This is a genomic window from Enterobacter cloacae complex sp. CDL013 (assembly GCF_049238805.1).
Taxonomy (GTDB): Bacteria; Pseudomonadota; Gammaproteobacteria; order Enterobacterales; family Enterobacteriaceae; genus Enterobacter; species Enterobacter hormaechei_C.
This window is the reverse complement of the sequence record NZ_JBMKGT010000001.1, coordinates 79,414-103,000: the sequence shown is the minus strand read 5'-3', so window position 1 is coordinate 103,000 and position 23,587 is coordinate 79,414. Positions and strand designations below refer to the sequence as shown.

The 23,587-nt window shown below is 54.4% G+C and carries 29 protein-coding genes; 15 read left to right on the top strand and 14 right to left on the bottom strand.

What is annotated here, in order from left to right; genetic code table 11:
* Positions 1-30: 30 nt before the first annotated feature.
* Both ftsH and rlmE read right to left on the bottom strand, forming a co-directional pair.
* Entirely contained in the window at positions 31-1,965 is a 1,935-nt protein-coding gene (gene ftsH / locus ACOTXD_RS00490) for an ATP-dependent zinc metalloprotease FtsH (RefSeq protein WP_003861810.1), read from the bottom strand.
* 102 nt (positions 1,966-2,067) lie between these two features.
* Complete coding sequence (gene rlmE, locus ACOTXD_RS00485; protein WP_003861812.1) at positions 2,068-2,694, bottom strand: 23S rRNA (uridine(2552)-2'-O)-methyltransferase RlmE; 627 nt, start codon at positions 2,692-2,694, stop codon at positions 2,068-2,070.
* Positions 2,695-2,821: 127 nt separating this feature from the next.
* On the opposite strand from rlmE, the gene yhbY reads away from it, so the two are divergent.
* Positions 2,822-3,115 carry a ribosome assembly RNA-binding protein YhbY gene (yhbY, locus tag ACOTXD_RS00480; RefSeq protein WP_003861814.1) on the top strand — a complete coding sequence of 98 codons (294 nt, stop codon included), beginning with the start codon at positions 2,822-2,824 and terminating at the stop codon, positions 3,113-3,115.
* A gap of 151 nt (positions 3,116-3,266) precedes the next feature.
* Here the strand turns inward: yhbY and greA are convergent, their stop codons facing one another.
* A complete protein-coding gene (gene greA / locus ACOTXD_RS00475; protein WP_003861815.1) occupies positions 3,267-3,743 on the bottom strand; it encodes a transcription elongation factor GreA in 477 nt (158 codons plus the stop codon).
* 228 nt (positions 3,744-3,971) lie between these two features.
* Here greA and dacB point away from each other — a divergent pair, with 228 nt between their 5' ends.
* Genes dacB through pmrB form a run of 3 tightly spaced genes read left to right on the top strand, consistent with a single transcriptional unit; the run spans position 3,972 to position 7,110 of the window.
* Complete coding sequence (gene dacB / locus ACOTXD_RS00470; RefSeq protein WP_032672052.1) at positions 3,972-5,405, top strand: serine-type D-Ala-D-Ala carboxypeptidase; 1,434 nt, start codon at positions 3,972-3,974, stop codon at positions 5,403-5,405.
* A gap of 2 nt (positions 5,406-5,407) precedes the next feature.
* Positions 5,408-6,070, top strand: coding sequence for a two-component system response regulator PmrA (gene pmrA, locus ACOTXD_RS00465; RefSeq protein WP_003861819.1), 663 nt, complete (start codon positions 5,408-5,410; stop codon positions 6,068-6,070).
* The gene (gene pmrB / locus ACOTXD_RS00460) at positions 6,067-7,110 is read left to right on the top strand and encodes a two-component system sensor histidine kinase PmrB (RefSeq protein ID WP_003861821.1); all 1,044 of its coding nucleotides are present in this window, start codon (positions 6,067-6,069) and stop codon (positions 7,108-7,110) included. The genes pmrA and pmrB overlap by 4 nt, the downstream gene beginning before the upstream one ends.
* A 33-nt stretch (positions 7,111-7,143) precedes the next feature.
* Here the strand turns inward: pmrB and cgtA are convergent, their stop codons facing one another.
* The 4 genes from cgtA to rplU all read right to left on the bottom strand — a co-directional run bounded on the left by cgtA (position 7,144) and on the right by rplU (position 9,984).
* A complete protein-coding gene (gene cgtA, locus ACOTXD_RS00455) occupies positions 7,144-8,319 on the bottom strand; it encodes an Obg family GTPase CgtA (protein ID WP_003861823.1) in 1,176 nt (391 codons plus the stop codon).
* 15 nt (positions 8,320-8,334) lie between these two features.
* Positions 8,335-9,300: a DMT family transporter gene (locus ACOTXD_RS00450; RefSeq protein ID WP_003861826.1), complete on the bottom strand. Its 966-nt coding sequence runs from the start codon at positions 9,298-9,300 to the stop codon at positions 8,335-8,337.
* A 95-nt stretch (positions 9,301-9,395) separates the two neighbouring features.
* The gene (gene rpmA / locus ACOTXD_RS00445) at positions 9,396-9,653 is read right to left on the bottom strand and encodes a 50S ribosomal protein L27 (protein WP_003861831.1); all 258 of its coding nucleotides are present in this window, start codon (positions 9,651-9,653) and stop codon (positions 9,396-9,398) included.
* Between the two features lie 19 nt (positions 9,654-9,672).
* On the bottom strand, positions 9,673-9,984 hold the full coding sequence (gene rplU, locus ACOTXD_RS00440) for a 50S ribosomal protein L21 (protein ID WP_003025032.1): 312 nt from the start codon (positions 9,982-9,984) through the stop codon (positions 9,673-9,675).
* A gap of 257 nt (positions 9,985-10,241) precedes the next feature.
* Here rplU and ispB point away from each other — a divergent pair, with 257 nt between their 5' ends.
* Entirely contained in the window at positions 10,242-11,213 is a 972-nt protein-coding gene (gene ispB / locus ACOTXD_RS00435; RefSeq protein ID WP_003861833.1) for an octaprenyl diphosphate synthase, read from the top strand.
* A gap of 228 nt (positions 11,214-11,441) precedes the next feature.
* Positions 11,442-11,729 (top strand): DNA-binding transcriptional regulator SfsB, encoded by a 288-nt coding sequence (gene sfsB / locus ACOTXD_RS00430; protein WP_017382732.1) that lies wholly within the window; start codon positions 11,442-11,444, stop codon positions 11,727-11,729.
* Between the two features lie 63 nt (positions 11,730-11,792).
* Here sfsB and murA read toward each other — a convergent pair whose 3' ends face one another.
* The 7 genes from murA to mlaF all read right to left on the bottom strand — a co-directional run bounded on the left by murA (position 11,793) and on the right by mlaF (position 16,586).
* Positions 11,793-13,052 carry a UDP-N-acetylglucosamine 1-carboxyvinyltransferase gene (gene murA, locus ACOTXD_RS00425; protein ID WP_006812128.1) on the bottom strand — a complete coding sequence of 420 codons (1,260 nt, stop codon included), beginning with the start codon at positions 13,050-13,052 and terminating at the stop codon, positions 11,793-11,795.
* A gap of 50 nt (positions 13,053-13,102) precedes the next feature.
* Positions 13,103-13,357 carry a BolA family iron metabolism protein IbaG gene (gene ibaG / locus ACOTXD_RS00420; RefSeq protein WP_003861840.1) on the bottom strand — a complete coding sequence of 85 codons (255 nt, stop codon included), beginning with the start codon at positions 13,355-13,357 and terminating at the stop codon, positions 13,103-13,105.
* A 126-nt stretch (positions 13,358-13,483) separates the two neighbouring features.
* Positions 13,484-13,777, bottom strand: a complete 294-nt coding sequence (gene mlaB / locus ACOTXD_RS00415; protein WP_003861843.1) for a lipid asymmetry maintenance protein MlaB — start codon at positions 13,775-13,777, stop codon at positions 13,484-13,486.
* Positions 13,777-14,412: a phospholipid-binding protein MlaC gene (gene mlaC / locus ACOTXD_RS00410; protein WP_003861845.1), complete on the bottom strand. Its 636-nt coding sequence runs from the start codon at positions 14,410-14,412 to the stop codon at positions 13,777-13,779. The genes mlaB and mlaC overlap by 1 nt, the downstream gene beginning before the upstream one ends.
* 18 nt (positions 14,413-14,430) lie before the next feature.
* Positions 14,431-14,979: an outer membrane lipid asymmetry maintenance protein MlaD gene (gene mlaD / locus ACOTXD_RS00405; RefSeq protein ID WP_003861847.1), complete on the bottom strand. Its 549-nt coding sequence runs from the start codon at positions 14,977-14,979 to the stop codon at positions 14,431-14,433.
* A 4-nt stretch (positions 14,980-14,983) separates the two neighbouring features.
* Entirely contained in the window at positions 14,984-15,766 is a 783-nt protein-coding gene (gene mlaE, locus ACOTXD_RS00400) for a lipid asymmetry maintenance ABC transporter permease subunit MlaE (RefSeq protein ID WP_003861848.1), read from the bottom strand.
* Between the two features lie 7 nt (positions 15,767-15,773).
* Positions 15,774-16,586 carry a phospholipid ABC transporter ATP-binding protein MlaF gene (gene mlaF / locus ACOTXD_RS00395; protein ID WP_003861850.1) on the bottom strand — a complete coding sequence of 271 codons (813 nt, stop codon included), beginning with the start codon at positions 16,584-16,586 and terminating at the stop codon, positions 15,774-15,776.
* 227 nt (positions 16,587-16,813) lie between these two features.
* Here mlaF and ACOTXD_RS00390 point away from each other — a divergent pair, with 227 nt between their 5' ends.
* From ACOTXD_RS00390 to ptsN, 9 genes are all read left to right on the top strand, one after another.
* Complete coding sequence (locus tag ACOTXD_RS00390) at positions 16,814-17,791, top strand: calcium/sodium antiporter (RefSeq protein ID WP_003861852.1); 978 nt, start codon at positions 16,814-16,816, stop codon at positions 17,789-17,791.
* 13 nt (positions 17,792-17,804) lie between these two features.
* Positions 17,805-18,791 (top strand): arabinose-5-phosphate isomerase KdsD, encoded by a 987-nt coding sequence (gene kdsD, locus ACOTXD_RS00385; RefSeq protein ID WP_003861853.1) that lies wholly within the window; start codon positions 17,805-17,807, stop codon positions 18,789-18,791.
* A gap of 14 nt (positions 18,792-18,805) precedes the next feature.
* Positions 18,806-19,372, top strand: coding sequence for a 3-deoxy-manno-octulosonate-8-phosphatase KdsC (gene kdsC, locus ACOTXD_RS00380; RefSeq protein ID WP_003861856.1), 567 nt, complete (start codon positions 18,806-18,808; stop codon positions 19,370-19,372).
* Positions 19,369-19,944 carry an LPS export ABC transporter periplasmic protein LptC gene (lptC, locus tag ACOTXD_RS00375; protein ID WP_003861858.1) on the top strand — a complete coding sequence of 192 codons (576 nt, stop codon included), beginning with the start codon at positions 19,369-19,371 and terminating at the stop codon, positions 19,942-19,944. The genes kdsC and lptC overlap by 4 nt, the downstream gene beginning before the upstream one ends.
* Positions 19,913-20,467 carry a lipopolysaccharide ABC transporter substrate-binding protein LptA gene (lptA, locus tag ACOTXD_RS00370; RefSeq protein ID WP_003861860.1) on the top strand — a complete coding sequence of 185 codons (555 nt, stop codon included), beginning with the start codon at positions 19,913-19,915 and terminating at the stop codon, positions 20,465-20,467. The genes lptC and lptA overlap by 32 nt, the downstream gene beginning before the upstream one ends.
* Positions 20,468-20,473: 6 nt before the next feature.
* Positions 20,474-21,199 carry an LPS export ABC transporter ATP-binding protein gene (lptB, locus tag ACOTXD_RS00365; RefSeq protein WP_003861862.1) on the top strand — a complete coding sequence of 242 codons (726 nt, stop codon included), beginning with the start codon at positions 20,474-20,476 and terminating at the stop codon, positions 21,197-21,199.
* 47 nt (positions 21,200-21,246) lie between these two features.
* Complete coding sequence (gene rpoN, locus ACOTXD_RS00360) at positions 21,247-22,680, top strand: RNA polymerase factor sigma-54 (protein WP_003861864.1); 1,434 nt, start codon at positions 21,247-21,249, stop codon at positions 22,678-22,680.
* Between the two features lie 22 nt (positions 22,681-22,702).
* Positions 22,703-22,990, top strand: a complete 288-nt coding sequence (gene hpf / locus ACOTXD_RS00355; protein ID WP_003861866.1) for a ribosome hibernation promoting factor — start codon at positions 22,703-22,705, stop codon at positions 22,988-22,990.
* 82 nt (positions 22,991-23,072) lie between these two features.
* Positions 23,073-23,564: a PTS IIA-like nitrogen regulatory protein PtsN gene (gene ptsN / locus ACOTXD_RS00350; RefSeq protein ID WP_003861869.1), complete on the top strand. Its 492-nt coding sequence runs from the start codon at positions 23,073-23,075 to the stop codon at positions 23,562-23,564.
* Positions 23,565-23,587 lie beyond the last annotated feature (23 nt).

The following is a 23,587-nucleotide window of genomic DNA, read 5'->3' as shown; positions in this document are numbered from 1 at the left end:
GATACAGACAAACGCTTCAACAGCAGTGACTTACTTGTCGCCTAACTGCTCTGACATGGTGTTGCCCGGGTTTGGCGTACGCGGTTCATCGACCGGACGCGGCGCACGCGGGGTGCCATTGTTGTCAGAATTGTTAGACGCGCCTGGGTCTTCCCAGCCTGCCGGCGGACGCACTTCGCGGCGCGCCATCAGGTCGTCAATCTGTGGTGCATCGATGGTCTCATATTTCATGAGCGCATCTTTCATCGAATGCAGGATGTCCATATTGTCGTTCAGGATCTGACGGGCGCGAGCGTAGTTACGTTCAATCAGCGCTTTCACTTCCTGATCGATGATACGTGCCGTTTCATCGGACATATGTTTCGCTTTTGCCACGGAGCGGCCCAGGAACACCTCGCCCTCTTCCTCTGCATACAGCAGCGGACCGAGTTTGTCGGAGAAGCCCCACTGAGTCACCATGTTACGCGCCAGGTTTGTCGCCACTTTAATATCGTTCGACGCACCGGTGGAAACATGTTCCGCACCGTAGATGATCTCTTCTGCCAGACGACCGCCGTACAGGGTTGAAATCTGGCTTTCCAGCTTCTGACGGCTGGCGCTGATCGCGTCGCCTTCAGGCAGGAAGAAGGTCACACCCAGCGCACGACCGCGCGGAATAATCGTCACCTTGTGTACCGGATCGTGTTCCGGCACCAGACGACCGATAATCGCGTGGCCCGCTTCGTGATATGCCGTGGACTCTTTCTGCGCTTCCGTCATCACCATGGAGCGACGTTCCGCACCCATCATGATTTTGTCTTTCGCTTTCTCAAATTCCACCATGGACACTACACGCTTGTTACCGCGAGCGGCAAACAGGGCTGCTTCGTTGACCAGGTTAGCCAGATCCGCACCGGAGAAGCCTGGAGTACCACGCGCGATGATTGCCGCGTCGATATCTGGCGCCAGCGGTACGCGACGCATATGCACTTTCAGAATCTGTTCACGACCGCGAACATCCGGCAGACCGACCACAACCTGGCGGTCGAAACGGCCTGGACGCAGCAGCGCAGGGTCAAGTACGTCCGGACGGTTAGTTGCCGCGATAACGATGATACCTTCGTTACCTTCGAAGCCGTCCATCTCAACCAGCATCTGGTTCAGCGTCTGCTCACGTTCATCGTGACCACCACCCAGGCCTGCGCCACGCTGGCGGCCTACGGCGTCGATTTCATCGATGAAGATGATGCACGGTGCTGCCTTCTTAGCCTGCTCGAACATGTCACGCACACGAGATGCACCGACACCCACGAACATTTCAACGAAGTCAGAACCTGAAATAGTAAAGAACGGCACCTTCGCTTCACCCGCGATGGCTTTTGCCAGCAGGGTTTTACCGGTACCCGGAGGGCCGACCATCAGGACGCCTTTCGGGATCTTACCGCCCAGTTTCTGGAAACGGCTCGGCTCGCGTAGGTATTCAACCAGTTCACCCACCTCTTCTTTTGCTTCGTCACAACCTGCTACGTCAGCAAACGTGGTCTTGATCTGGTCTTCCGTCAGCATACGCGCCTTGCTCTTACCGAACGACATGGCACCTTTGCCACCACCGCCCTGCATCTGGCGCATAAAGAAGATCCAGACGCCGATAAGAAGCAGCATCGGGAACCAGGAAATGAAGATAGAAGCCAGCAGGCTTGGTTCTTCCGGCGGCTCGCCTACCACTTTGACGTTTTTGGTCAGAAGGTTATCAAGCAGCTTAGGATCGTTCACCGGGATGTAAGTCGTGTAACGGTTACTATCTTTCTTGGTAACGTTGATCTCACGTCCGTTGATACGCGCTTCGCGAACCTGGTCCTGATTGACCTCTTGCAGGAAGGTAGAATAATCCACCTTGCGGCCATTCGACTCGCTGGGCCCAAAGCTCTGGAATACTGACATCAGCACAACGGCAATGACCAGCCAGAGTATTAGGTTTTTCGCCATGTCACTCAAGGGATTAACCTCATATTACAACTGTGTTAAAAACAGCGTCAGGATACTCTATATCCAGTTTCATTCAAACTTTCGTCTGAAATCTCCCGGTTATCATTTTCGCCCGGTCGCTACAATATACACTTCACGGGAACGGGCCCGGGAAGAGTCCGGCTTACGAACTTTGACCTTCGCAAACAGGGAGCGAATTTCCTTAAGATACTCCTCGAAACCTTCGCCCTGAAACACCTTCACAACAAAACTACCACCAGGCGCTAGTACATCACGACACATTTCTAACGCTAGTTCCACCAGATACATGGCGCGGGGGATATCCACCGCCGGTGTTCCACACATATTTGGCGCCATATCCGACATGACAACCTGGACCTTACTGTCACCTACACGATCAAGTAATGCTTTAAGCACTAATTCATCACGAAAGTCGCCCTGAAGGAAGTCGACACCGACGATGGGATCCATTGGTAAAAGATCGCATGCGATGATTCGGCCCGTTCCGCCGATCTGCGTAACCGCATACTGGGACCATCCGCCAGGTGCCGCACCGAGGTCGACCACCGTCATTCCCGGTTTAAAAAGTTTGTCACTTTGCTGTATTTCATCAAGTTTAAACCAGGCGCGGGAACGCAACCCCTTTTTCTGCGCCTGTTGAACATATTTATCGCTAAAGTGTTCCTGAAGCCAGCGGCTGGAGCTGGCAGAACGCTTTTTACCTGTCATTTAACATTTCCGTCCTGGTTCATCGTTGCTTGCCTGTGACGTAAATTTCTACGCAGCTATTTGGCGATATTAGGGAGATGGCGGTAGAATGAACCGTTTTCAATCCCAACGTAAGCAAAAATATACGATGAATCTGAGTACTAAACAAAAACAGCACCTTAAAGGTCTGGCACATCCGCTCAAGCCTGTAGTGATGCTTGGCAACAATGGTTTGACCGAAGGGGTGCTTGCCGAGATTGAACAAGCGCTGGAACACCACGAGCTGATCAAGGTGAAAATCGCCTCTGAAGACAGAGACACAAAAAACCTGATCGTGGAAGCCATCGTGCGCGAAACCGGCGCCTGTAATGTACAGGTCATCGGTAAAACGCTGGTGCTCTATCGCCCATCTAAAGAGCGCAAAATCTCGCTGCCACGTTAAGGATATCCTGAATCGAACACATTTTCTGTGTGAAACGAGGGATTTCTTTCAGCAGGCGAGCAAAATGCCATGCTCCTTGAGTTGATAAAAGGCCGCTATGCGGCCTTTTTCTTTTCTTTACAATGTATCAACATCTTAGTAGAGAAGCGAATTACAGATATTCAACCTTAATAATTTCGTATTCCACTTCACCACCAGGGGTGCGGATGGTGACCACATCGTCCTGCTCTTTGCCAATCAGGCCACGAGCAATTGGCGAGTTCACCGAAATCAGGTTCTGTTTGAAGTCAGCTTCATCATCACCCACGATGCGATAGGTCTGCTCTTCGTCGTTGTCCAGGTTCAGCACGGTAACGGTTGAACCAAAAATCACACGGCCATTATTCGGCATTTTGGTGATATCGATAACCTGTGCATTGGACAATTTTGCTTCGATATCTTTAATACGCCCTTCACAGAAACCCTGCTGCTCACGCGCCGCGTGGTATTCAGCATTCTCTTTCAGGTCGCCATGCTCACGCGCTTCCGCGATAGCGGCGATGATTTCAGGGCGACGCACGGATTTCAGAAAATCCAGCTCTTCGCGCAGTTTTTCGGCACCACGTAAGGTCATCGGAATAGCTTGCATTTGTTATACCTCTTAAACATTCCTGTTGGGAGCAGTGTTCCCTGCTCCAGCCCACCTGAACAGGCCAGAAGCAAAAAGAAAACCGACCCGGGAGCAACGCCCCAGGTCAGCAGCAATTTTTCAATTTGATACGCATTTTACCGCGAAGTTCACTATGGGTCATCGTTTACTTTACAGTGCCATGCACCGTAGTATGACGGTTTGTTTTCGGGTTGTTAGCGCGAGATTATGCGATTTTCCAGTTTTATCATCGGATTGACTACCAGTATAACGTTCACCGTTCAGGCCGCGAATGTTGATGAGTACATTAATCAACTGCCCGCCGGCGCGAGCCTTGCCCTGATGGTGCAGAAGGTTGGCGCGCAGGCTCCCGAGATTGACTATCACAGTCAACAGATGGCGCTGCCTGCCAGTACCCAGAAAGTGATCACCGCCCTCGCCGCCCTGCTCCAGCTCGGGCCTGACTTCCGTTTTACTACCACCCTTGAAACCAGAGGTAACGTTGAGGGTGGCGAACTGAAAGGCGATCTTATCGCCCGTTTTGGTGGCGATCCCACCTTTAAGCGCCAGGATGTCCGCAACATGGTGGCGGTACTGAAAAAATCCGGCGTAACAAAAATTGATGGCAACGTGCTGATCGACACCTCCATTTTCGCCAGCCACGATAAAGCGCCTGGCTGGCCATGGAACGACATGACGCAGTGTTTTAGCGCCCCGCCAGCCGCCGCCATCGTTGACCGTAACTGCTTCTCCGTATCGCTTTACAGCGCGCCAAAACCAAATGACTTAGCGTTTATCCGCGTGGCGTCTTACTACCCGGTCACGATGTTCAGCCAGGTGCGGACGCTGGCGAAAGGCTCCCCGGAGGCACAGTATTGCGAGCTGGACGTGGTACCGGGCGATCTCAACCGCTATACGCTCACCGGCTGCCTGACCCAGCGGGCCGATCCACTCCCGCTGGCCTTTGCCATTCAGGATGGCGCAGGTTATGCCGGTGCCATTTTTAAAGATGAACTGAAGCAGGCGGGCATAACCTACACCGGAACGCTGCTGCGCCAGACGCAGGTGAATGAGCCAGGCACGGTGATTGCCAGCAAACAGTCCGCGCCACTGCATGATTTGCTTAAGATTATGCTGAAAAAGTCGGATAACATGATTGCCGACACGGTGTTCCGCATGATCGGGCACGCGCGCTTTGGTGTGCCGGGCACCTGGCGGGCCGGTTCTGATGCCGTACGTCAGATCCTGCGCCAGCAGGCGGGTATCGATCTGGGCAATACGATCGCCGTTGATGGTTCCGGTTTATCGCGTCATAACCTGATCTCGCCGGCCACCATGATGCAGGTGTTGCAGTACATTGCTCAGCATGACGCTGAGCTAAACTTTATTACGATGCTGCCGCTTGCCGGACACGACGGCTCTCTTCAGTACCGCGCGGGCCTTCACGCTGCGGGCGTGGATGGCAAAGTGTCAGCCAAAACGGGTTCCCTGCAAGGCGTTTACAACCTTGCCGGTTTTATCACCACCGCCAGCGGACAACGCATGGCATTTGTGCAGTATCTTTCCGGCTATGCCGTCGAACCGGCTGACCAGCGCAATCGCCGTATTCCACTGGTGCGTTTCGAAAGCAGGCTCTATAAGGACATCTACCAGAATAACTAGCGATGAAACTACTGATAGTTGAAGACGATCTGTTATTGCAGGAAGGGTTAGCGCTGGCGCTGGGGAATGAAGGCTACGCCCTGGATTGTGCCGCCACGGCCGCTGAAGCAGATGCCCTGATCCAGAGCGGTGAATACAGCCTGGTGATCCTGGATTTGGGGCTGCCGGATAAAGACGGCGCGACGCTGCTCTGCCAGTGGCGTCGTCGCGGGGTGGAGAATCCCGTATTGATTCTCACTGCTCGCGATGCCATTGAAGACAGAATTAACGGGCTTGATTCTGGCGCTGACGATTATCTGGTAAAACCCTTCGCCCTTGCCGAGCTACAGGCTCGCGTACGGGCGTTGATCCGCCGCTATCAGGGCCACAGCGACAACCTGCTGACCGACGGGGATATCACCCTCAATCTGCAAACTCAGCAGGTGCTGCGCCAGTCTCAGCCTGTGGAAGTGACCCCAAAAGAGTTCGCTCTGCTGACGCGCCTGATCATGCGCAGCGGGCAGACCGTGCACCGTGAAACGCTGCAACAGGACATCTACTCCTGGCAGGACGATCCAGGATCAAACACGCTTGAAGTTCATATTCATAATCTGCGCCGCAAGCTCGGTAAAGATCGCATCAAAACCGTACGCGGCGTGGGTTACCGTCTGGAGAGCCAGAAATGAACAGTATGCGCCGGCGATTAATGGTGTTGCTGGCGGTTATTCTGCTATTTTTTCAACTCATTAGCGTAGTCTGGCTGTGGCATGAGAGCCGCGAGCAGATCGGTTTTCTGGTGAATGAAACGTTGTCCGCTAAAGCACGCAACAACCATGTCGAAAAAGAGATCCGCGAAGCCATTGCCTCCCTGCTGGTCCCTTCACTGGTGATGGTCGGTTTTACCCTGCTCTTCTCATTCTGGGCAGTCACATGGATCACCCGACCACTCAACAAACTTCGCGCCAGCCTTGCGAACCGTTCGGCGGATAATCTGACTCCCCTGCCGATGTATTCTGATATGGAAGAGATAGGCGCAGTAACCACGTCCCTCAACCAACTCCTCGCCCGGCTGGACCACACTATTCAACAGGAACGCCTGTTTACCGCCGATGCGGCACACGAGTTACGTACGCCGCTGGCGGGGATTAGGCTCCATCTGGAACTGATGGCTCAGTCCGGTTCCCCGCAGGCCACGCCACTGATAAACCGGATCGATCAGCTGATGCACACGGTGGAACAGCTGCTGATGCTGGCGCGTGCCGGACAGGCGATGGCCAGCGGCCATTACGATACCGTGAACTGGACTGAGTCGATCATTGCTCCGCTTAGCCTGGAGCATGAAGCCAAAGAGCATACGGTATTATGGCCGGCCCACAGCACGCTGACGGTACAGGGGGACGCCGTCCTGTTACGTCTGATGCTAAGGAACCTTCTGGAGAATGCCGCCCGTTACAGCCCGGCAGGCACAACCATTGAAGTGGCATTAACAGCGACGGAGGGGGGTACCCGGGTGAGCGTTACCGATCAGGGGCCGGGTATTGATGAGGCGCACCGCCAGTCGATCACCGAACCTTTCCGACGTCTCGACCAGCGCTACGGCGGCAGCGGCCTTGGGCTGAGCATCGTACAGCGTATCGTACAGCTCCATCATGGTCATTTAACGCTGGAGAACGGCGCTGAGGGCGGCCTCATCGCCAGCTGTTGGTTACCGACGAAAATAGGATAAAAAAAAGCCCCGTTAAGGGGCTTTATACAGGGGTTAGTGCTTGTAGATGAACTCGACGCCTTCTTCGTCGTCTTCATCCCAGTCATCGTCCCAGTCTTCATCATCTTCTTCCGCTTCCAGCTCTTCGAGCTGCTGGCGGTGGTAGTCATCCCACATGAATTCGACTTTTTCAGGCTGTTTCGCCTCTTCTGCCTGAACAACCGGATTCTCGATGATAAAGGTCATCACATCCCAGCAGAGATCTTTCACGCCAACCTGGCTGGCGGCAGAGATCAGATAGTACTTATCTTCCCAACCCATCGCTTCGGCAATCGCTTTAGCTTTCGCTTCAGCTTCCGCTTTGTCCATCAGGTCGATCTTGTTGAATACCAGCCAGCGCGGTTTTTGCGCCAGTTTTTCACTGTATTTCTCCAGCTCGCCGATAATGATACGAGCGTTTTCAACCGGATCGGAACCGTCGATTGGATCGATGTCGATGAGGTGCAACAGTACGCGGCAACGCTCAAGGTGCTTCAGGAAGCGAATACCCAGACCGGCGCCTTCTGCAGCCCCTTCAATCAGACCCGGGATGTCAGCGACCACGAAGCTCTTCTCGTTATCCATACGGACAACGCCCAGGCTCGGTACCAGCGTCGTAAACGGATAATCTGCCACTTTTGGTTTCGCCGCAGAGACCGCACGGATAAACGTCGATTTACCGGCGTTTGGCATGCCCAGCATCCCCACATCCGCCAGCAGCATCAGTTCCAGTTGCAGGTCGCGCTTATCACCTGGGGTACCCATGGTTTTCTGACGCGGGGTACGGTTAACGGACGATTTGAAACGGCTGTTACCCAGACCGTGCCAGCCGCCTTTCGCCACCATCAGGCGCTGACCGTGTTTGGTCATATCACCCATGGTTTCGCCCGTACCCTGATCGATGACACGCGTACCCACCGGCACTTTGATCGTCACGTCTTTACCGCGTTTACCGGTACAGTCGCGGCTCTGGCCGTTCTGGCCACGCTCGGCGCGGAAAGATTTTTCGAAACGGTAGTCGATCAGCGTGTTGAGGTTTTCATCCGCCTCCAGCCACACGTCGCCACCGTCCCCACCGTCACCGCCGTCAGGACCGCCACGAGGAATATATTTTTCACGGCGGAAGCTTACACAACCGTTACCGCCATCACCTGCCACGACCAGGATCGTCGCTTCATCAACAAACTTCATTTTACTCTCCGTAACTCATTCGCCTGAGCGGGGGACTATTACAACCGCTTCATTTTTGCGCCAACGCCCCCAGAGACGATGACCAATGGCGGAATACATCGCGCCCGCAACCACGACAAACGCACCGAGATAACCCAACAGGTTGAGCATCGGCTTGACGAAGACATCGGGCCAGGCCATTGATAACAAATCTGAAAATAACAGCGTAAACAGCGGGGTAAGCGTGATTAAGGCGCTCACCTGTGCTGCCTGCCAGCGCGCCATGGCTTCAGCCAGCGCGCCATAACCGACCAGCGTATTCAGCCCACAAAAAATGAGGCACGCCAGTTGCCAGTCGCTGAGCTGGGTAATTACACCCGGCTTCGCTAAAGGCAATAATGCCAGTGTACACAAAGTGTACAGCAAAAAGAGGATCTGCTGTGAGGCAAGACGGCGCAATAACACCTTTTGCGCGACGCCATAACTCACCCAGACCGTTGCTGCGCCCACCCCAAAAATGACACCCCAGGTGTAATCCGTCAGGCGGGTAAAAATCTCAATCAGGCTGGTGTTAAAGAACATCACCAGCCCGCAAAGCAGCATACTTGCCCCGATGATCTGCGTGCCGCGCATCTTCTCCTTGAGGATGAATACGCTGGCGACCATCATGCCGACCGGTGAAAGCTGACCAATCACCTGCGACGCTGTAGGGCTAAGATATTGCAGGGAAGAGCTGAACAGAATGAAGTTACCGAACAGACCGCCCGTCGCGATAGCCAGTAACACCAGCCAGCGCGGTTTTCGGAAGATGCGCAGCGGTGGCAGCTTACCTTTGACGGCCAGAATGGCGCCCAGGCCTATGCTTGCCATCAGGAAGCGATAAAACACCACCGTCGGTGGCTCCATGACTTCCAGTACCTGCTTCATTGCAATTGGCAGCGCACCCCAGCACATTGCGGTAGTGAGCGCCAAAAGAATACCAATGCCGGCCTGCTGCTTCATGCCCGTTTTCCCTACAGAAAATTTTCCGGGTTTCCAATGTAAAAAGCCCCGCAACACGTTGCGGGGCTTTAATCCGTTACCGGACCGAGAAAACCTTACTCAGCAACGATGCTGATGTATTTACGGTTGTTCGGGCCTTTAACTTCAAATTTCACTTTACCGTCTGCTTTAGCAAACAGAGTGTGGTCACGACCGCAACCTACGTTGGTACCCGCGTGGAACTTGGTGCCACGCTGACGAACGATGATGCTACCCGCCAGAACGGATTCGCCACCGAAACGCTTAACGCCCAGGCGTTTAGCTTCTGAATCGCGACCGTTACGTGTGGAGCCGCCAGCCTTTTTATGTGCCATTTAAATCTCTCCTCAGGTCTTAGGCGCTGATGCCAGTAATTTTCACATCAGTGAACCACTGACGGTGGCCCTGCTGCTTACGATAGTGTTTACGACGACGAAACTTAACGATTTTAACTTTCTCGCCACGACCGTGAGCAACAACTTCAGCTTTGATAACGCCGCCATCAACGAAAGGAACGCCGATTTTGACTTCTTCACCGTTTGCGATCATCAGAACTTCAGCGAACTCAACAGATTCGCCAGTTGCGATGTCCAGCTTTTCCAGGCGAACGGTCTGACCTTCGCTTACTCGGTGTTGTTTACCACCACTTTGGAAAACCGCGTACATATAAACTCCGCTTCCGCGCACATCCTCGTATGATTCAGAGTGCGCTATAAATATTCACAATAGGGCGCGAATATTACGCAAAACGCGAGCCTTTGACAAGTGCTACCATCAATACATGAAGAAAAAAAACACAACACGTACGGTAACGTTTATCTGAGCCGTTTTTTCAGTACAATCAGCAATACTATTTATAAACCGAAACCCTTTGTGTACCCATCTCGTGTGGGATAAACAGGATAAAAAGCCCGGCTTTTGCGATGAATTTAGAAAAAATCAATGAGTTAACCGCGCAAGATATGGCGGGTGTGAATGCAGCAATCCTGGAGCAACTCAACTCTGACGTTCAGCTGATCAATCAGTTGGGCTATTACATCGTCAGCGGCGGCGGTAAACGTATTCGTCCGATGATTGCCATTCTGGCCGCACGCGCGGTTGGCTATCAGGGAAATGCCCATGTCACGATCGCGGCGCTGATCGAATTTATCCACACCGCCACCCTTCTTCACGACGATGTTGTGGATGAATCAGACATGCGTCGTGGCAAAGCCACCGCCAACGCCGCGTTTGGTAATGCGGCAAGCGTTCTGGTAGGCGATTTTATCTATACCCGAGCCTTCCAGATGATGACAAGCCTTGGCTCGCTGAAGGTGCTGGAAGTGATGTCAGAAGCCGTGAACGTTATCGCTGAAGGTGAAGTCCTACAGCTGATGAACGTCAACGACCCGGACATCACCGAAGAAAACTATATGCGGGTGATTTACAGCAAGACCGCACGTCTGTTCGAAGCCGCCGCGCAGTGCTCTGGCATTCTGGCTGGCTGTAGCGAAGCGGAGGAAAAAGGCCTTCAGGACTATGGCCGTTACCTCGGCACCGCGTTCCAGTTGATTGATGATTTGCTGGACTACAGCGCGGATGGCGAAACGCTCGGTAAAAACGTCGGTGATGACCTGAACGAAGGCAAGCCAACGCTGCCGCTGCTCCACGCGATGCGCAATGGTACACCAGAGCAGGCGAAAATGATCCGGGAGGCTATCGAGCAGGGAAATGGACGCCATCTTCTGGAACCGGTACTGGAAACAATGGCAATCTGCGGCTCCCTGGAATGGACGCGTCAGCGCGCTGAAGAAGAAGCGGACAAAGCCATCGCCGCTATTCAGGTCATTCCCGACAGCCCATGGCGTGATGCGCTAATCGGCCTCGCGCACATCGCCGTCCAGCGCGACCGTTAATCCCTCATCATCTCCCTGCCCCTACGCAGGGAGACTCCAGTACGCTCCAGTAAATTACATTTACGCGTAAGCCCATCGGGTTACAGGCCGTATGTATAAAGCCGTGCCTTATTCTGAATATTGCTTCTCGTAACATGAACTTTTTAGAACAGATGTTCGAAGTGAGTATAGTAATGCTGTCTTTTCACACGAAACGACGTGGACGATAACGAACACAAGGACAGCATTATGGATACAAAATTCATCGACTGGCATTCTGCTGACATTATTGCGGCACTGCGTAAAAAAGGAACTTCGCTGGCTGCCGAATCACGTCGTCATGGGCTGAGCTCGTCGACGCTGGCAAACGCCCTGACCCGCCCATGGCCGAAGGGGGAACTGATTATCGCGACGGCGCTGGATACGCATCCGTGGGTGATATGGCCGTCACGCTACCACGATCCCATCACCCATGAATTTATCGACAGAACGCGCATGATGCGCCAGAGCAAAACGAAGAAAGCGCATCAGGACTGATGCACCAGAATTGACAAGAACAGCAATCCCCCGGCCTGTTCTGGCAGGGGGGTGCCGGAATGATTACTCGCCCTTCACACGCTCGATATTTGCACCCAGCGCGCGCAGTTTATCCTCAATACGCTCGTAACCACGATCGATGTGGTAGATACGATCGACAACGGTAGTCCCTTCCGCAATACAACCTGCCAGTACGAGGCTCGCAGATGCGCGCAGATCGGTCGCCATCACCTGCGCACCGGACAGTTTTTCAACGCCGTGGCAAATTACCGTGTTGCTTTCAATCTCAGCATGCGCACCCATACGGATCAGTTCCGGTACGTGCATGAAACGGTTTTCGAAGATGGTTTCCGTGATGAAGCCCGTGCCTTCGGCCACCAGGTTCAACAGCGTGAACTGTGCCTGCATATCCGTCGGGAATGCCGGATGTGGCGCAGTACGCACGTTAACGGCTTTAGGACGCTGCCCGTGCATATCCAGGCTGATCCAGTCTTCACCGATTTCAATGTCCGCACCCGCATCGCGCAGCTTCGCCAGCACCGCATCCAGGGTATCCGGCTGGGCGTTACGGCAGACAATCTTACCGCCAGAAATGGCCGCGGCCACCAGGAAAGTGCCGGTTTCGATACGGTCTGGCAGTACGCGATACACACCGCCACCCAGACGTTCAACGCCTTCGATGGTGATACGGTCTGTGCCCTGCCCGCTGATCTTCGCTCCCAGCGCGACCAGGAAGTTTGCAGTATCCACGATCTCCGGCTCACGGGCGGCGTTTTCGATGATGGTAGTGCCTTCTGCCAGCGTAGCAGCCGACATGATGGTGACCGTTGCGCCCACGCTCACTTTGTCCATGACAATGTGCGCGCCTTTCAGACGACCATTGACGGATGCTTTAACGTAACCCTCTTCCAGCTTGATCTCCGCGCCGAGTTTTTCCAGGCCGAAGATATGCAGGTCAACGGGACGCGCGCCGATAGCGCATCCGCCCGGCAGTGAAACCTGTCCCTGACCGAAGCGCGCCACCAGCGGACCAAGCGCCCAGATGGACGCACGCATGGTTTTCACCAGCTCATACGGCGCTGAGAAGTTGTTCACGTTGCTGGCATCGATCCAGACGGAACCGTTACGCTCCACTTTGGTGCCCAACTGGCCGAGCAACTTCATGGTCGTGTCGATATCTTTCAGCTTCGGTACGTTCTGGATCTCTACCGGCTCTTCTGCGAGCAGCGCAGCGAAAAGAATGGGCAGCGCGGCGTTTTTAGCGCCAGAAATTGTGACTTCGCCCTGGAGACGCGTGGGTCCCTGTACACGAAATTTATCCATCGTTTGCTCTCTTATAAATTCAACCGTGCTGCGGGCGTTTCGCCCTCAGCTCAAAAACCGTTTAGTTTGCGATCGCGTGCCCACTCCTGTGGGGTGAACGCTTTAATCGACAGGGCGTGGATGCGGTTATCCGCAATGTATTCCATCAGCGGCGCGTACACAGCCTGCTGTTTCTTCACGCGACTCATTCCGTCGAACATCTCACCCACAGCAATAACCTGGAAGTGACTGCCATCGCCAGAGACGTGGGCTTCCTGAAGGGAGAGTGCATTCATCAGCACAGTCTGGATTTCATTATTTTCCATGGGGTCTACATCATCTGATAGTGAAAACAAGCTCAACATCTTAGAGCAAAGTGGCGCGGTCTTAAACAAGCAAAAAGCCCCGACGCGTAAACTGTCGGGGCTTTCAGAAGTAACGTACTGAAAAAATTAGCGAGGTAATACGTCTTCGGGCAAATTGTAAAGCTGTGCAAGGGTAATCACGTTATCGCTTACCCCCGTCAGGGTGACGCTACTCCCCTGCTTTTTGCCCGTGGCCACCAGGTGCGCCAGCAGGGCGATACCGGCGGTATCTACCCGCGTGACGCCATGGAGATCAATCAGCGTCACGCCCTGCATCGCGTTATGGCGAGCGTCCCACAGCGGGTTAAGCAGATCCTGATCCAGCTCTCCCGTCAGCGTCAACGTCTCGCCGTCACGCGCCCAGCTAAGCTGCTGTGACATTACTTCTTCTCGTCCAGGGTAATTTTCTGACGAGAGATGGACTGAAGCTGAGCCGTCAGGCCATCAATGCCTTTAGTGCGCAGCAGATCGCTCCACTCGTTCTGTTTAGTGGTGATCATGCTGACGCCTTCAGCGATCATGTCGTACGCCTGCCAGTTTCCGGTCTGACTGTTTTTACGCCACTGGAAGTCCAGACGAACCGGTGGACGACCGTTTGGATCGATAATCGTCACGCGAATAGGAATGATAGTGGCATCGCCCAGCGGTTGTTCAGGGGCAATCTGATAGGTCTGCCCGTGATACATCGCCAGCGCCTGGCCGTAAGCCTGTTTCAGGTATTCACGGAACGCCGCAAAGTAAGCCTCGCGCTGCGCCGGGGTCGCGTCTTTGTAGTAACGGCCCAGCACCAGTGCGCCCGCGTACTTGATCTGCACATACGGCAGCAGCTCCTGATCCACCACATCACGCAGATAATCAGGGTTAGAACGGATTTTTGGCTGTTCGTTTTTAAGACGGTCGAAGGTTTTCTTCGCGGCCTCATTCATCAGTTTGTACGGGTTACTCTGATCCGCAGCGTGCGCCGCGGTAAGAGGGGCAATGACCAGCATGGCAACCATTAACAGTCGTTTAAACATGAATAACTTCTCCTGAAATTAATTCGTCGCGCCTGGCGTCGGTTCGACGTTGGTGTGGTCTTCACTCTGCGCAGGGGCATCGTCAGACTTTTTATCATCCCCTTTACTGTTGTAAAGGAACTGACCAATCATATCTTCCAGCACCATCGCTGACTTGGTATCCTGGATTACGCTACCGTCTTTAAGGATAGTCGTTCCCAGCTCAGGATCTTCAAAACCAACGTTAAGGGCCAGATATTGCTCCCCCAGCAGGCCAGAGGTGCGGATAGAAAGCGAGCTGGTGTCCGGAATGTGGTTATAGCGCTCTTCGATATCCATCGCGACGCGCGGCAGATAGGTTTTCTCATCAAGCGTAATGTCGGCGACACGTCCGATAACGACGCCACCAATACGCACCGGTGAGCGCGCTTTCAGGCCGCCGATGTTATCGAAAGTCGCGTAGATACGGTACGTCGGCTCGGCGCGAACAGAGGTGATGTCCGCCGCTCGCAGGCAGATGAACAGCGCGGCCAGCAGCGCCAGAAGCAGAAACACGCCAACCCAAATTTCATTTTTTCTCGTTTGCATGAACTCAATTCCCAAACATCAGTGCGGTGAGCACAAAATCCAGACCTAAAACGGCCAGCGACGAATGTACGACAGTACGCGTCGTTGCACGGCTAATGCCCGCCGACGTCGGAATGGCATCGTAACCATTAAACAACGCAATCCAGGTAACCGTCACAGCGAAAACCACGCTCTTGATCAGACAGTTCACCAGATCCATCCGCAGATCGATGGCGTCCTGCATGGCAGACCAGAAGAATCCGGCATCAATGCCTTTCCAGTTAACGCCAACCAGCGCGCCTCCCCAGATACCTACCGCCACAAAGAGGATAGTCAGTAACGGCAAGGAGATAACCCCGGCCCAGAAGCGCGGCGAGATCACCCGGCGCAGCGGATCGACTGCCATCATCTCCATACTGGAGAGCTGCTCGGTGGCGCGCATCAGGCCAATTTCCGCAGTCAACGCTGACCCGGCACGCCCGGCGAACAGCAGCGCGGCAACCACCGGCCCGAGTTCACGCAGCAGCGAGAGCGCCACCAGCATGCCAAGGCTGGTTTCCGCGCTGTAGGTTGTCAGTACCAGATACCCCTGCAACCCCAGCACCATGCCAATAAACAGACCCGACACGATGATGATAAGCATCGACAGCACGCCGACGTTATAAAGCTGCCGCACCAGTAACGGCGCATGCTTGCGGAACTCCGGTTTGCCGACCAGCGCGTTGAACAACATTAATCCGGCACGCCCGAACGTACTGATGGTTTTTAGGCCACGGTGTCCAAGACCCGCCAACGCATTTAACAGCATGAGTGGCTTAACTCCCTATTCCCAGTAAATCGTCATGATAGTCGCCCGCCGGATAGCGGAAAGGCACCGGCCCATCTGCGATACCGTCCAGGAACTGCCGCACGCGCGGATCGCCATTCTCCTGCAACGCCTGCGCGCTGCCGTGGGCGACGATCTTTTTGTCAGCCACAATATAGGCGTAATCAGCGATACTCAGCACTTCCGGCACGTCGTGGGAAACCACCACGCAGGTGACGCCAAGGGCGCTGTTCAGCTCCGAAATTAACTTCACCAGCACGCCCATGGTGATGGGGTCCTGCCCGACGAACGGTTCATCGAACATGATTAAATCGGGTTCCAGGGCAATAGCACGCGCCAGCGCGGCGCGGCGCGCCATCCCACCCGAGAGTTCGGACGGCATGAGTTTCGCAGCCCCCCGCAGCCCCACGGCTTCAAGCTTCATCATCACCGTGCTGTGCAACAGCGCAGGAGGAAGATGGGTGTGCTCACGCAGCGGATAGGCCACGTTGTCAAAAACGTTCATATCGGTGAATAGCGCCCCCGACTGAAAGAGCATGCTCATCCGTTTGCGAACCGTGTAGAGGCGCGAGCGAGACATCGCCGGGACGTTTTCGCCGTCGAAGAGAATTTCGCCGCTGTCAGGGGGGATTTGCCCGCCGATAAGACGCAGCAACGTGGTTTTACCGATCCCTGACGGCCCCATGATGGCGGTGATTTTACCGCGCGGCACGGTCAGCGAAATATCATCAAATATTAACCGGTTGCCACGAGAAAAACTGACGCCCCGGACATCGACTATATTCGCCATCGTTTGGCTCATTTATGGTTCCTTACTTACCTTGCTTCACGGCTGGCATGAAGCGTAAATCAGCCCTAAACCCCGCATTTTTACAGAATATTCACTACTGGGGTTAGCGAAAGCTGGCATTTGTTTTACTTTTCCGGCGCATAAAGTCAAAATTAGGAATTCGTCACGTCTCAGACTTCATCTGGCGCTAAAATTCGTGCGCAGTGGACCAGCGAGTATACCTGAAGAAAGGACTTTTGATGCTTTTAGCAACAGCACTGTTAATAATTGGTTTACTGTTGGTGGTCTACAGTGCTGACCGTTTGGTCTTTGCCGCATCCATTCTCTGTCGACTCATTGGCATGCCGCCCATCATTATCGGCATGACGGTGGTCAGTGTAGGCACATCGCTTCCTGAAATCATCGTTTCTGTTTCAGCCTCGTTGCATGGCCAGGTTGACCTCGCTATCGGCACCGCGATTGGCTCTAACATCGTCAATATCTTGCTGATTTTAGGCTTAGCCGCATTACTGCATCCATTTCGCGTACATTCCGATGTTTTGCGTCGTGAATTGCCGCTAATGTTAGTCGTCAGTCTGCTGGCGGGCTATGTGCTTTATGACGGGGTGCTGAGCGTCGGTGACGGTATATTCCTGCTCGCCCTGGCCGTGATCTGGTTGCTTTACAGCGTGAAGATCGCACGTCTGGCGGAAAAACAGGGTAACGATAGCCTCACGCGTGAGCACCTCGCCGAGCTGCCCCGGGAAGGGACCTTACCCGTCGCCCTGCTGTGGCTGGGCGTCGCGCTGATTATCATGCCAATGGCCACGCGGATGGTGGTCGATAACGCGACGGTGCTGGCGAACGCGTTTGCGATGAGCGAACTGACAATCGGTCTGACGGTCATCGCTATCGGCACCAGCCTGCCAGAGCTGGCTACCGCCATCGCCGGGGCGCGTAAAGGGGAAGATGATATCGCCATCGGCAATATCATTGGCTCGAATATTTTCAATATCGCGATCGTGACGGGGCTGCCGGCATTAATCTCACCGGGGCCGTTTAACCCTATGGTTTTCACGCGCGATTACGGTGTGATGCTGCTGGTCAGCGTGATTTTCGCCCTGCTCTGCTGGCGGCGAAAAGAGCAGATCGGCAAAGGCGCGGGCGCGCTGCTGACGGGTGGATTTATCGTATGGCTGGCGATGCTGTACTGGCTCTCGCCACTTCTCTCTGGGTAAACGGAAACGCATTATGTCGCAAATAGAATTGCAGCCGGGTTTTGACTTTCAGAAAGCAGGCAAAGACGTTCTGGAGATTGAACGTGAAGGTCTGGCGCAGTTAGATCAGTACATTAATCAGGATTTTAGTCTGGCCTGTGAGAAGATGTTCTACTGCGCCGGTAAAGTCGTGGTGATGGGGATGGGCAAATCCGGCCATATCGGGCGCAAAATGGCGGCGACCTTTGCCAGTACCGGCACGTCGTCATTCTTCGTTCATCCCGGTGAAGCCGCGCACGGTGACCTCGGCATGGTTACGCCGCAGGACGTGGTTATTGCGCTGTCCAACTCCGGGGAATCGAATGAAATCCTGGCGTTGATCCCGGTGCTGAAGCGTCTGCACGTACCGCTGATTTGCATGACCAGCCGCCCGGAAAGCAGCATGGCGCGCGCGGCGGATATTCACCTGTGCGTGAAGGTGCCTAAAGAAGCCTGCCCGCTGGGGCTGGCGCCGACCTCCAGCACAACCGCCGCGCTGGTGATGGGCGATGCCCTTGCCGTTGCGCTGCTGGAAGCCCGCGGTTTTACGCCAGAAGATTTCGCCCTGTCTCACCCCGGCGGCGCGCTCGGGCGCAAACTGCTGCTGCGGGTTAACGATATTATGCACACCGGGGATGAGATCCCGCACGTCAGCAAAGAGGCCTCTTTGCGCGACGCGTTACTGGAGATCACCCGTAAAAACCTGGGCATGACGGTTATCTGCGACGATCTGATGAAGATTCAGGGCATTTTCACCGACGGCGACCTGCGCCGGGTATTCGATATGGGTGTGGATGTCCGAACGCTGGGCATCGCTGATGTAATGACACCAGGAGGGATCCGCGTCCGTCCCGGCACGCTGGCGGTAGATGTGCTGAACCTGATGCAGTCCCGTCATATTACCTCAGTGATGGTTGCCGATGGCGACCAACTGCTGGGTGTGGTACATATGCATGATCTGCTGCGCGCTGGCGTAGTGTAATGAAGGATAAGACAATGAGTAATGCGGGTGCATCCCTTGCAACCTGTTATGGCCCGGTGAGCGCCCACATGATGTCAAAGGCGGAAAATATCCGCCTGCTGATCCTCGATGTGGATGGTGTGCTCTCCGACGGTCTGATTTATATGGGCAATAACGGCGAAGAGCTGAAAGCCTTTAACGTTCGCGACGGTTACGGTATCCGCTGTGCGCTCACGTCCGGTATTGAAGTTGCAATCATCACCGGGCGGAAAGCTAAACTGGTAGAAGATCGGTGTGAAACGCTGGGCATTACGCATCTCTATCAGGGACAGTCTGATAAGATGGTAGCCTTCCGGGATTTGCTGGGAAAACTGGCCATTGCGCCAGAGAATGTGGCATACGTCGGAGATGATTTGATCGACTGGCCAGTCATGGCGGAGGTGGGTCTGAGCATCGCCGTGGCTGACGCGCACCCGCTGCTGATCCCGCGTGCTGATTACGTTACCCATATTCACGGTGGCCGTGGCGCCGTCCGTGAAGTCTGCGATCTGCTTCTGCTGGCGCAGGGCAAGCTTGATGAGGCGAAAGGGCAATCGATATGAGTAAAACCAGACGTTGGGTTATCATTCTGCTTGCGCTTGTCGCCCTGATACTGATTGGCGTAAATCTCGCTGACCGCGATGATACGCAAGCGGAAGTGGTTAACACGAGCGACCCGACCTATAAAAGCGATCACAGCGACACCGTGGTCTATAGCCCGGAAGGTGCGCTGAACTATCGCCTCGTTGCTCAGCATGTAGAATATTTTTCAGATGACGGCACCTCGTGGTTTACCCAGCCGGTCCTGACCACCTTTGATACGGACAAAGTGCCGACGTGGTCAATCAAGTCTGACCGGGCAAAACTGACAAATGACCGTATGCTTTACCTGTATGGTCACGTTGAAGTCAACGCCCTGACCGCTGACGCGCAACTGCGAAAAATTACGACGGATAACGCCCAGATCAACCTGGTCACCCAGGATGTCACGTCGCAGGATTTAGTCACCCTGTATGGCACAACATTTAATTCCAGCGGTTTAAGAATGCGCGGGAACTTACGCAGCAAAAACGCCGAGCTGATTGAAAAGGTTAGAACCTCCTATGAAATTCAAAACAAACAAACTCAGCCTTAAAGTTGTTATCGCCAGCGCGCTGCTGGCGGCCAGTCTTCCCGCGCTTGCTGTGACTGGCGACACCGAACAGCCGATTCATATTGAATCCGATACCCAGTCTCTGGATATGCAGGGTAACGTCGTCACCTTTACCGGCAACGTCGTTGTGACCCAGGGCACTATCAAAATCAACGCCGACAAAGTGGTCGTTACCCGTCCGGGCGGCGAGCAGGGGAAAGAGATTATCGATGGTTATGGCAACCCGGCCACCTTCTACCAGATGCAGGACAACGGCAAGCCGGTGAAAGGCCATGCCTCGCATATGCACTATGAACTGGCGAAGGATCTGGTCATCCTGACCGGTAATGCTTACCTGGAACAGCTGGACAGCAATATCAAAGGCGACAAGATCACTTATCTGGTGAAAGAGCAGAAAATGCAGGCCTCCAGCGAAAAAGGCAAACGCGTCACGACCGTGCTTGTGCCTTCGCAGTTGCAGGACAAGAACAACGGTCAGGCTCCGGCAAAGAAAAAGAGTAACTAATTCGTTATGGCAACTTTAACTGCAAAAAACCTCGCGAAAGCGTATAAGGGCCGCCGCGTCGTCGAAGATGTCAGTCTGACCGTCAACTCCGGCGAAATCGTGGGTTTGCTTGGCCCTAACGGGGCGGGTAAAACCACGACCTTCTACATGGTGGTGGGCATCGTCCCACGTGACGCCGGCAACATCATTATCGATGATGAAGATATCAGCCTGCTGCCGCTGCATGCCCGCGCGCGTCGTGGCATCGGCTATCTGCCGCAGGAAGCGTCTATCTTCCGCCGCTTAAGCGTGTTCGACAACCTGATGGCCGTGCTCCAGATCCGTGACGATCTGACCAGCGAGCAGCGCACTGACCGTGCGAACGAGCTGATGGAAGAGTTTCATATTGAACACCTTCGCGACAGCCTCGGTCAGGCGCTGTCCGGTGGTGAACGCCGCCGCGTTGAGATTGCGCGCGCGCTGGCAGCAAACCCGAAATTTATCCTGCTGGATGAACCGTTTGCGGGCGTTGACCCCATCTCCGTTATCGATATCAAACGTATCATTGAACACCTGCGCGACAGCGGGCTTGGCGTACTGATCACGGACCACAACGTTCGTGAAACGCTGGCGGTGTGTGAGCGCGCCTACATAGTGAGCCAGGGCCATCTGATTGCCCACGGTACGCCGCAGCAAATCCTCGAGGATGAGCATGTTAAGCGCGTGTACCTTGGGGAAGACTTCAGACTCTGATAGGGTAGAGGTTAAGTCACGCCGAACCGGAGAAAAACGCTCTGAACATGAAGCAAGGTTTGCAATTACGGCTCAGCCAGCAACTGGCCATGACGCCGCAGCTCCAGCAGGCAATCCGTCTGTTGCAGCTGTCCACGTTAGAACTCCAGCAGGAGCTCCAGCAGGCGCTGGACAGCAATCCGCTGCTGGAGCAGACCGATCTTCATGACGAGGTAGACGCCCAGCAGACGCAGGACACAGAAACGCTCGACTCCGTAGATGCACTCGAACAGAAAGAGATGCCGGACGAACTGCCGCTGGATGCCAGCTGGGATGAAATCTACACCGCGGGTACCCCTTCCGGGACGCGTGCAGACTACCAGGACGATGAACTCCCGGTCTACCAGGGCGAAACTACCCAATCGCTTCAGGACTACCTGATGTGGCAGGTGGAGCTGACGCCTTTCTCCGATACCGATCGCGCCATTGCCACCTCGATTGTCGATGCCGTTGACGACACGGGCTATTTGACCGTGACGCTGGACGAGATTCTTGAAAGCATCGGCGATGACGAGATTGAACTGGAAGAGATCGAAGCCGTCCTGAAACGCGTTCAGCGTTTCGACCCGATTGGCGTCGCCGCGAAAGATCTGCGTGACTGCCTTCTGATCCAGCTTTCGCAGTTTGCTAAAGAGACACCGTGGATTGACGAAGCCCGGCTCATCATCAGCGATCATCTGGATCTGCTGGCGAACCACGACTTCCGCACCCTGATGCGCGTCACGCGCCTGAAAGAAGAGGTGCTGAAGGAAGCGGTGAATCTGATCCAGTCGCTCGATCCGCGTCCGGGGCAGTCGATTCAGACCAGCGAACCGGAATATGTCATTCCCGATGTGCTGGTGAGAAAACACAATGGCCGCTGGGTCGTTGAACTGAACGCCGACAGCATTCCTCGCCTGCAAATCAACCAGCAATACGCCTCCATGTGCACCAGCGCCCGTAACGACGCTGATAATCAATACATTCGCAGCAACCTTCAGGAAGCACGCTGGTTGATTAAGAGTCTGGAGAGCCGTAATGACACGCTGCTGCGCGTCAGCCGCTGTATTGTCGAACAGCAGCAGGCATTCTTTGAGCAGGGCGAAGAGTTTATGAAACCGATGGTGCTGGCGGACATAGCCCAGGCCGTCGAGATGCATGAATCAACCATTTCCCGCGTGACCACGCAGAAGTATCTGCACAGCCCACGCGGTATTTTTGAGCTTAAGTATTTCTTCTCCAGCCACGTGAACACCGAAGGCGGCGGCGAAGCCTCGTCGACGGCCATTCGCGCACTGGTGAAGAAGTTGATCGCCGCGGAGAACCCCGCGAAGCCACTCAGTGACAGTAAGTTAACCACCATGCTGTCCGATCAGGGTATTATGGTGGCACGTCGTACTGTCGCGAAGTATCGAGAGTCTTTATCCATTCCGCCGTCTAACCAGCGTAAACAACTGGTTTGACACAACCGATAAGGAAGACACTATGCAGCTCAATATCACCGGACATAACGTCGAGATTACTGAGGCTTTACGCGATTTTGTAAACACTAAGTTTGCGAAACTCGAGCAGTATTTCGAGAGGATCAACCAGGTCTATGTTGTGTTGAAAGTGGAGAAAGTGACGCATATCTCGGATGCGACCCTGCACGTCAACGGAGGGGAACTCCATGCCAGTGCGGAAGGGCAAGACATGTACGCGGCTATCGACGGCTTGATTGATAAGCTTGCGAGACAGCTCAATAAACATAAAGATAAACTGAAACAACACTAATTGTCCGGGCAGTTAACGGGTGCAGGACGGCCTGTTGTGAAACACAACAGGCCATTTGTACAGTTAGCGCTTAGGTGAAATTATGATAAACAACGATTCCGCTCTTCAACTGAGCAATGTCCTTAACCAGGATTGTACCCGCAGTGGCGTTCACTGCCAGAGCAAAAAACGTGCGCTGGAAATCATCAGTGAGCTGGCCGCAAAACAGCTGGGTCTGCCGCCGCAGATCGTGTTTGAAGCCATTCTGACTCGTGAAAAAATGGGCAGTACCGGCATCGGCAATGGCATTGCGATCCCGCATGGCAAGCTGGAAGAAGATACGCTGCGTGCCGTGGGGGTGTTTGTGCAACTGGAAACGCCTATCGCTTTTGACGCCATTGATAACCAGCCTGTGGATCTGCTCTTCGCGCTGCTGGTTCCTGCCGATCAGACCAAGACCCACCTGCACACGCTGTCGCTGGTTGCCAAACGTCTGGCGGATAAAACCATTTGTCGTCGACTGCGCTCAGCCCAAAGTGATGAAGAGCTTTATCAAATTATCACTGAAGCAGAAGGCAATCAGGATGAGGCATAATCGGGAAAGGGCCTTCAGAACGG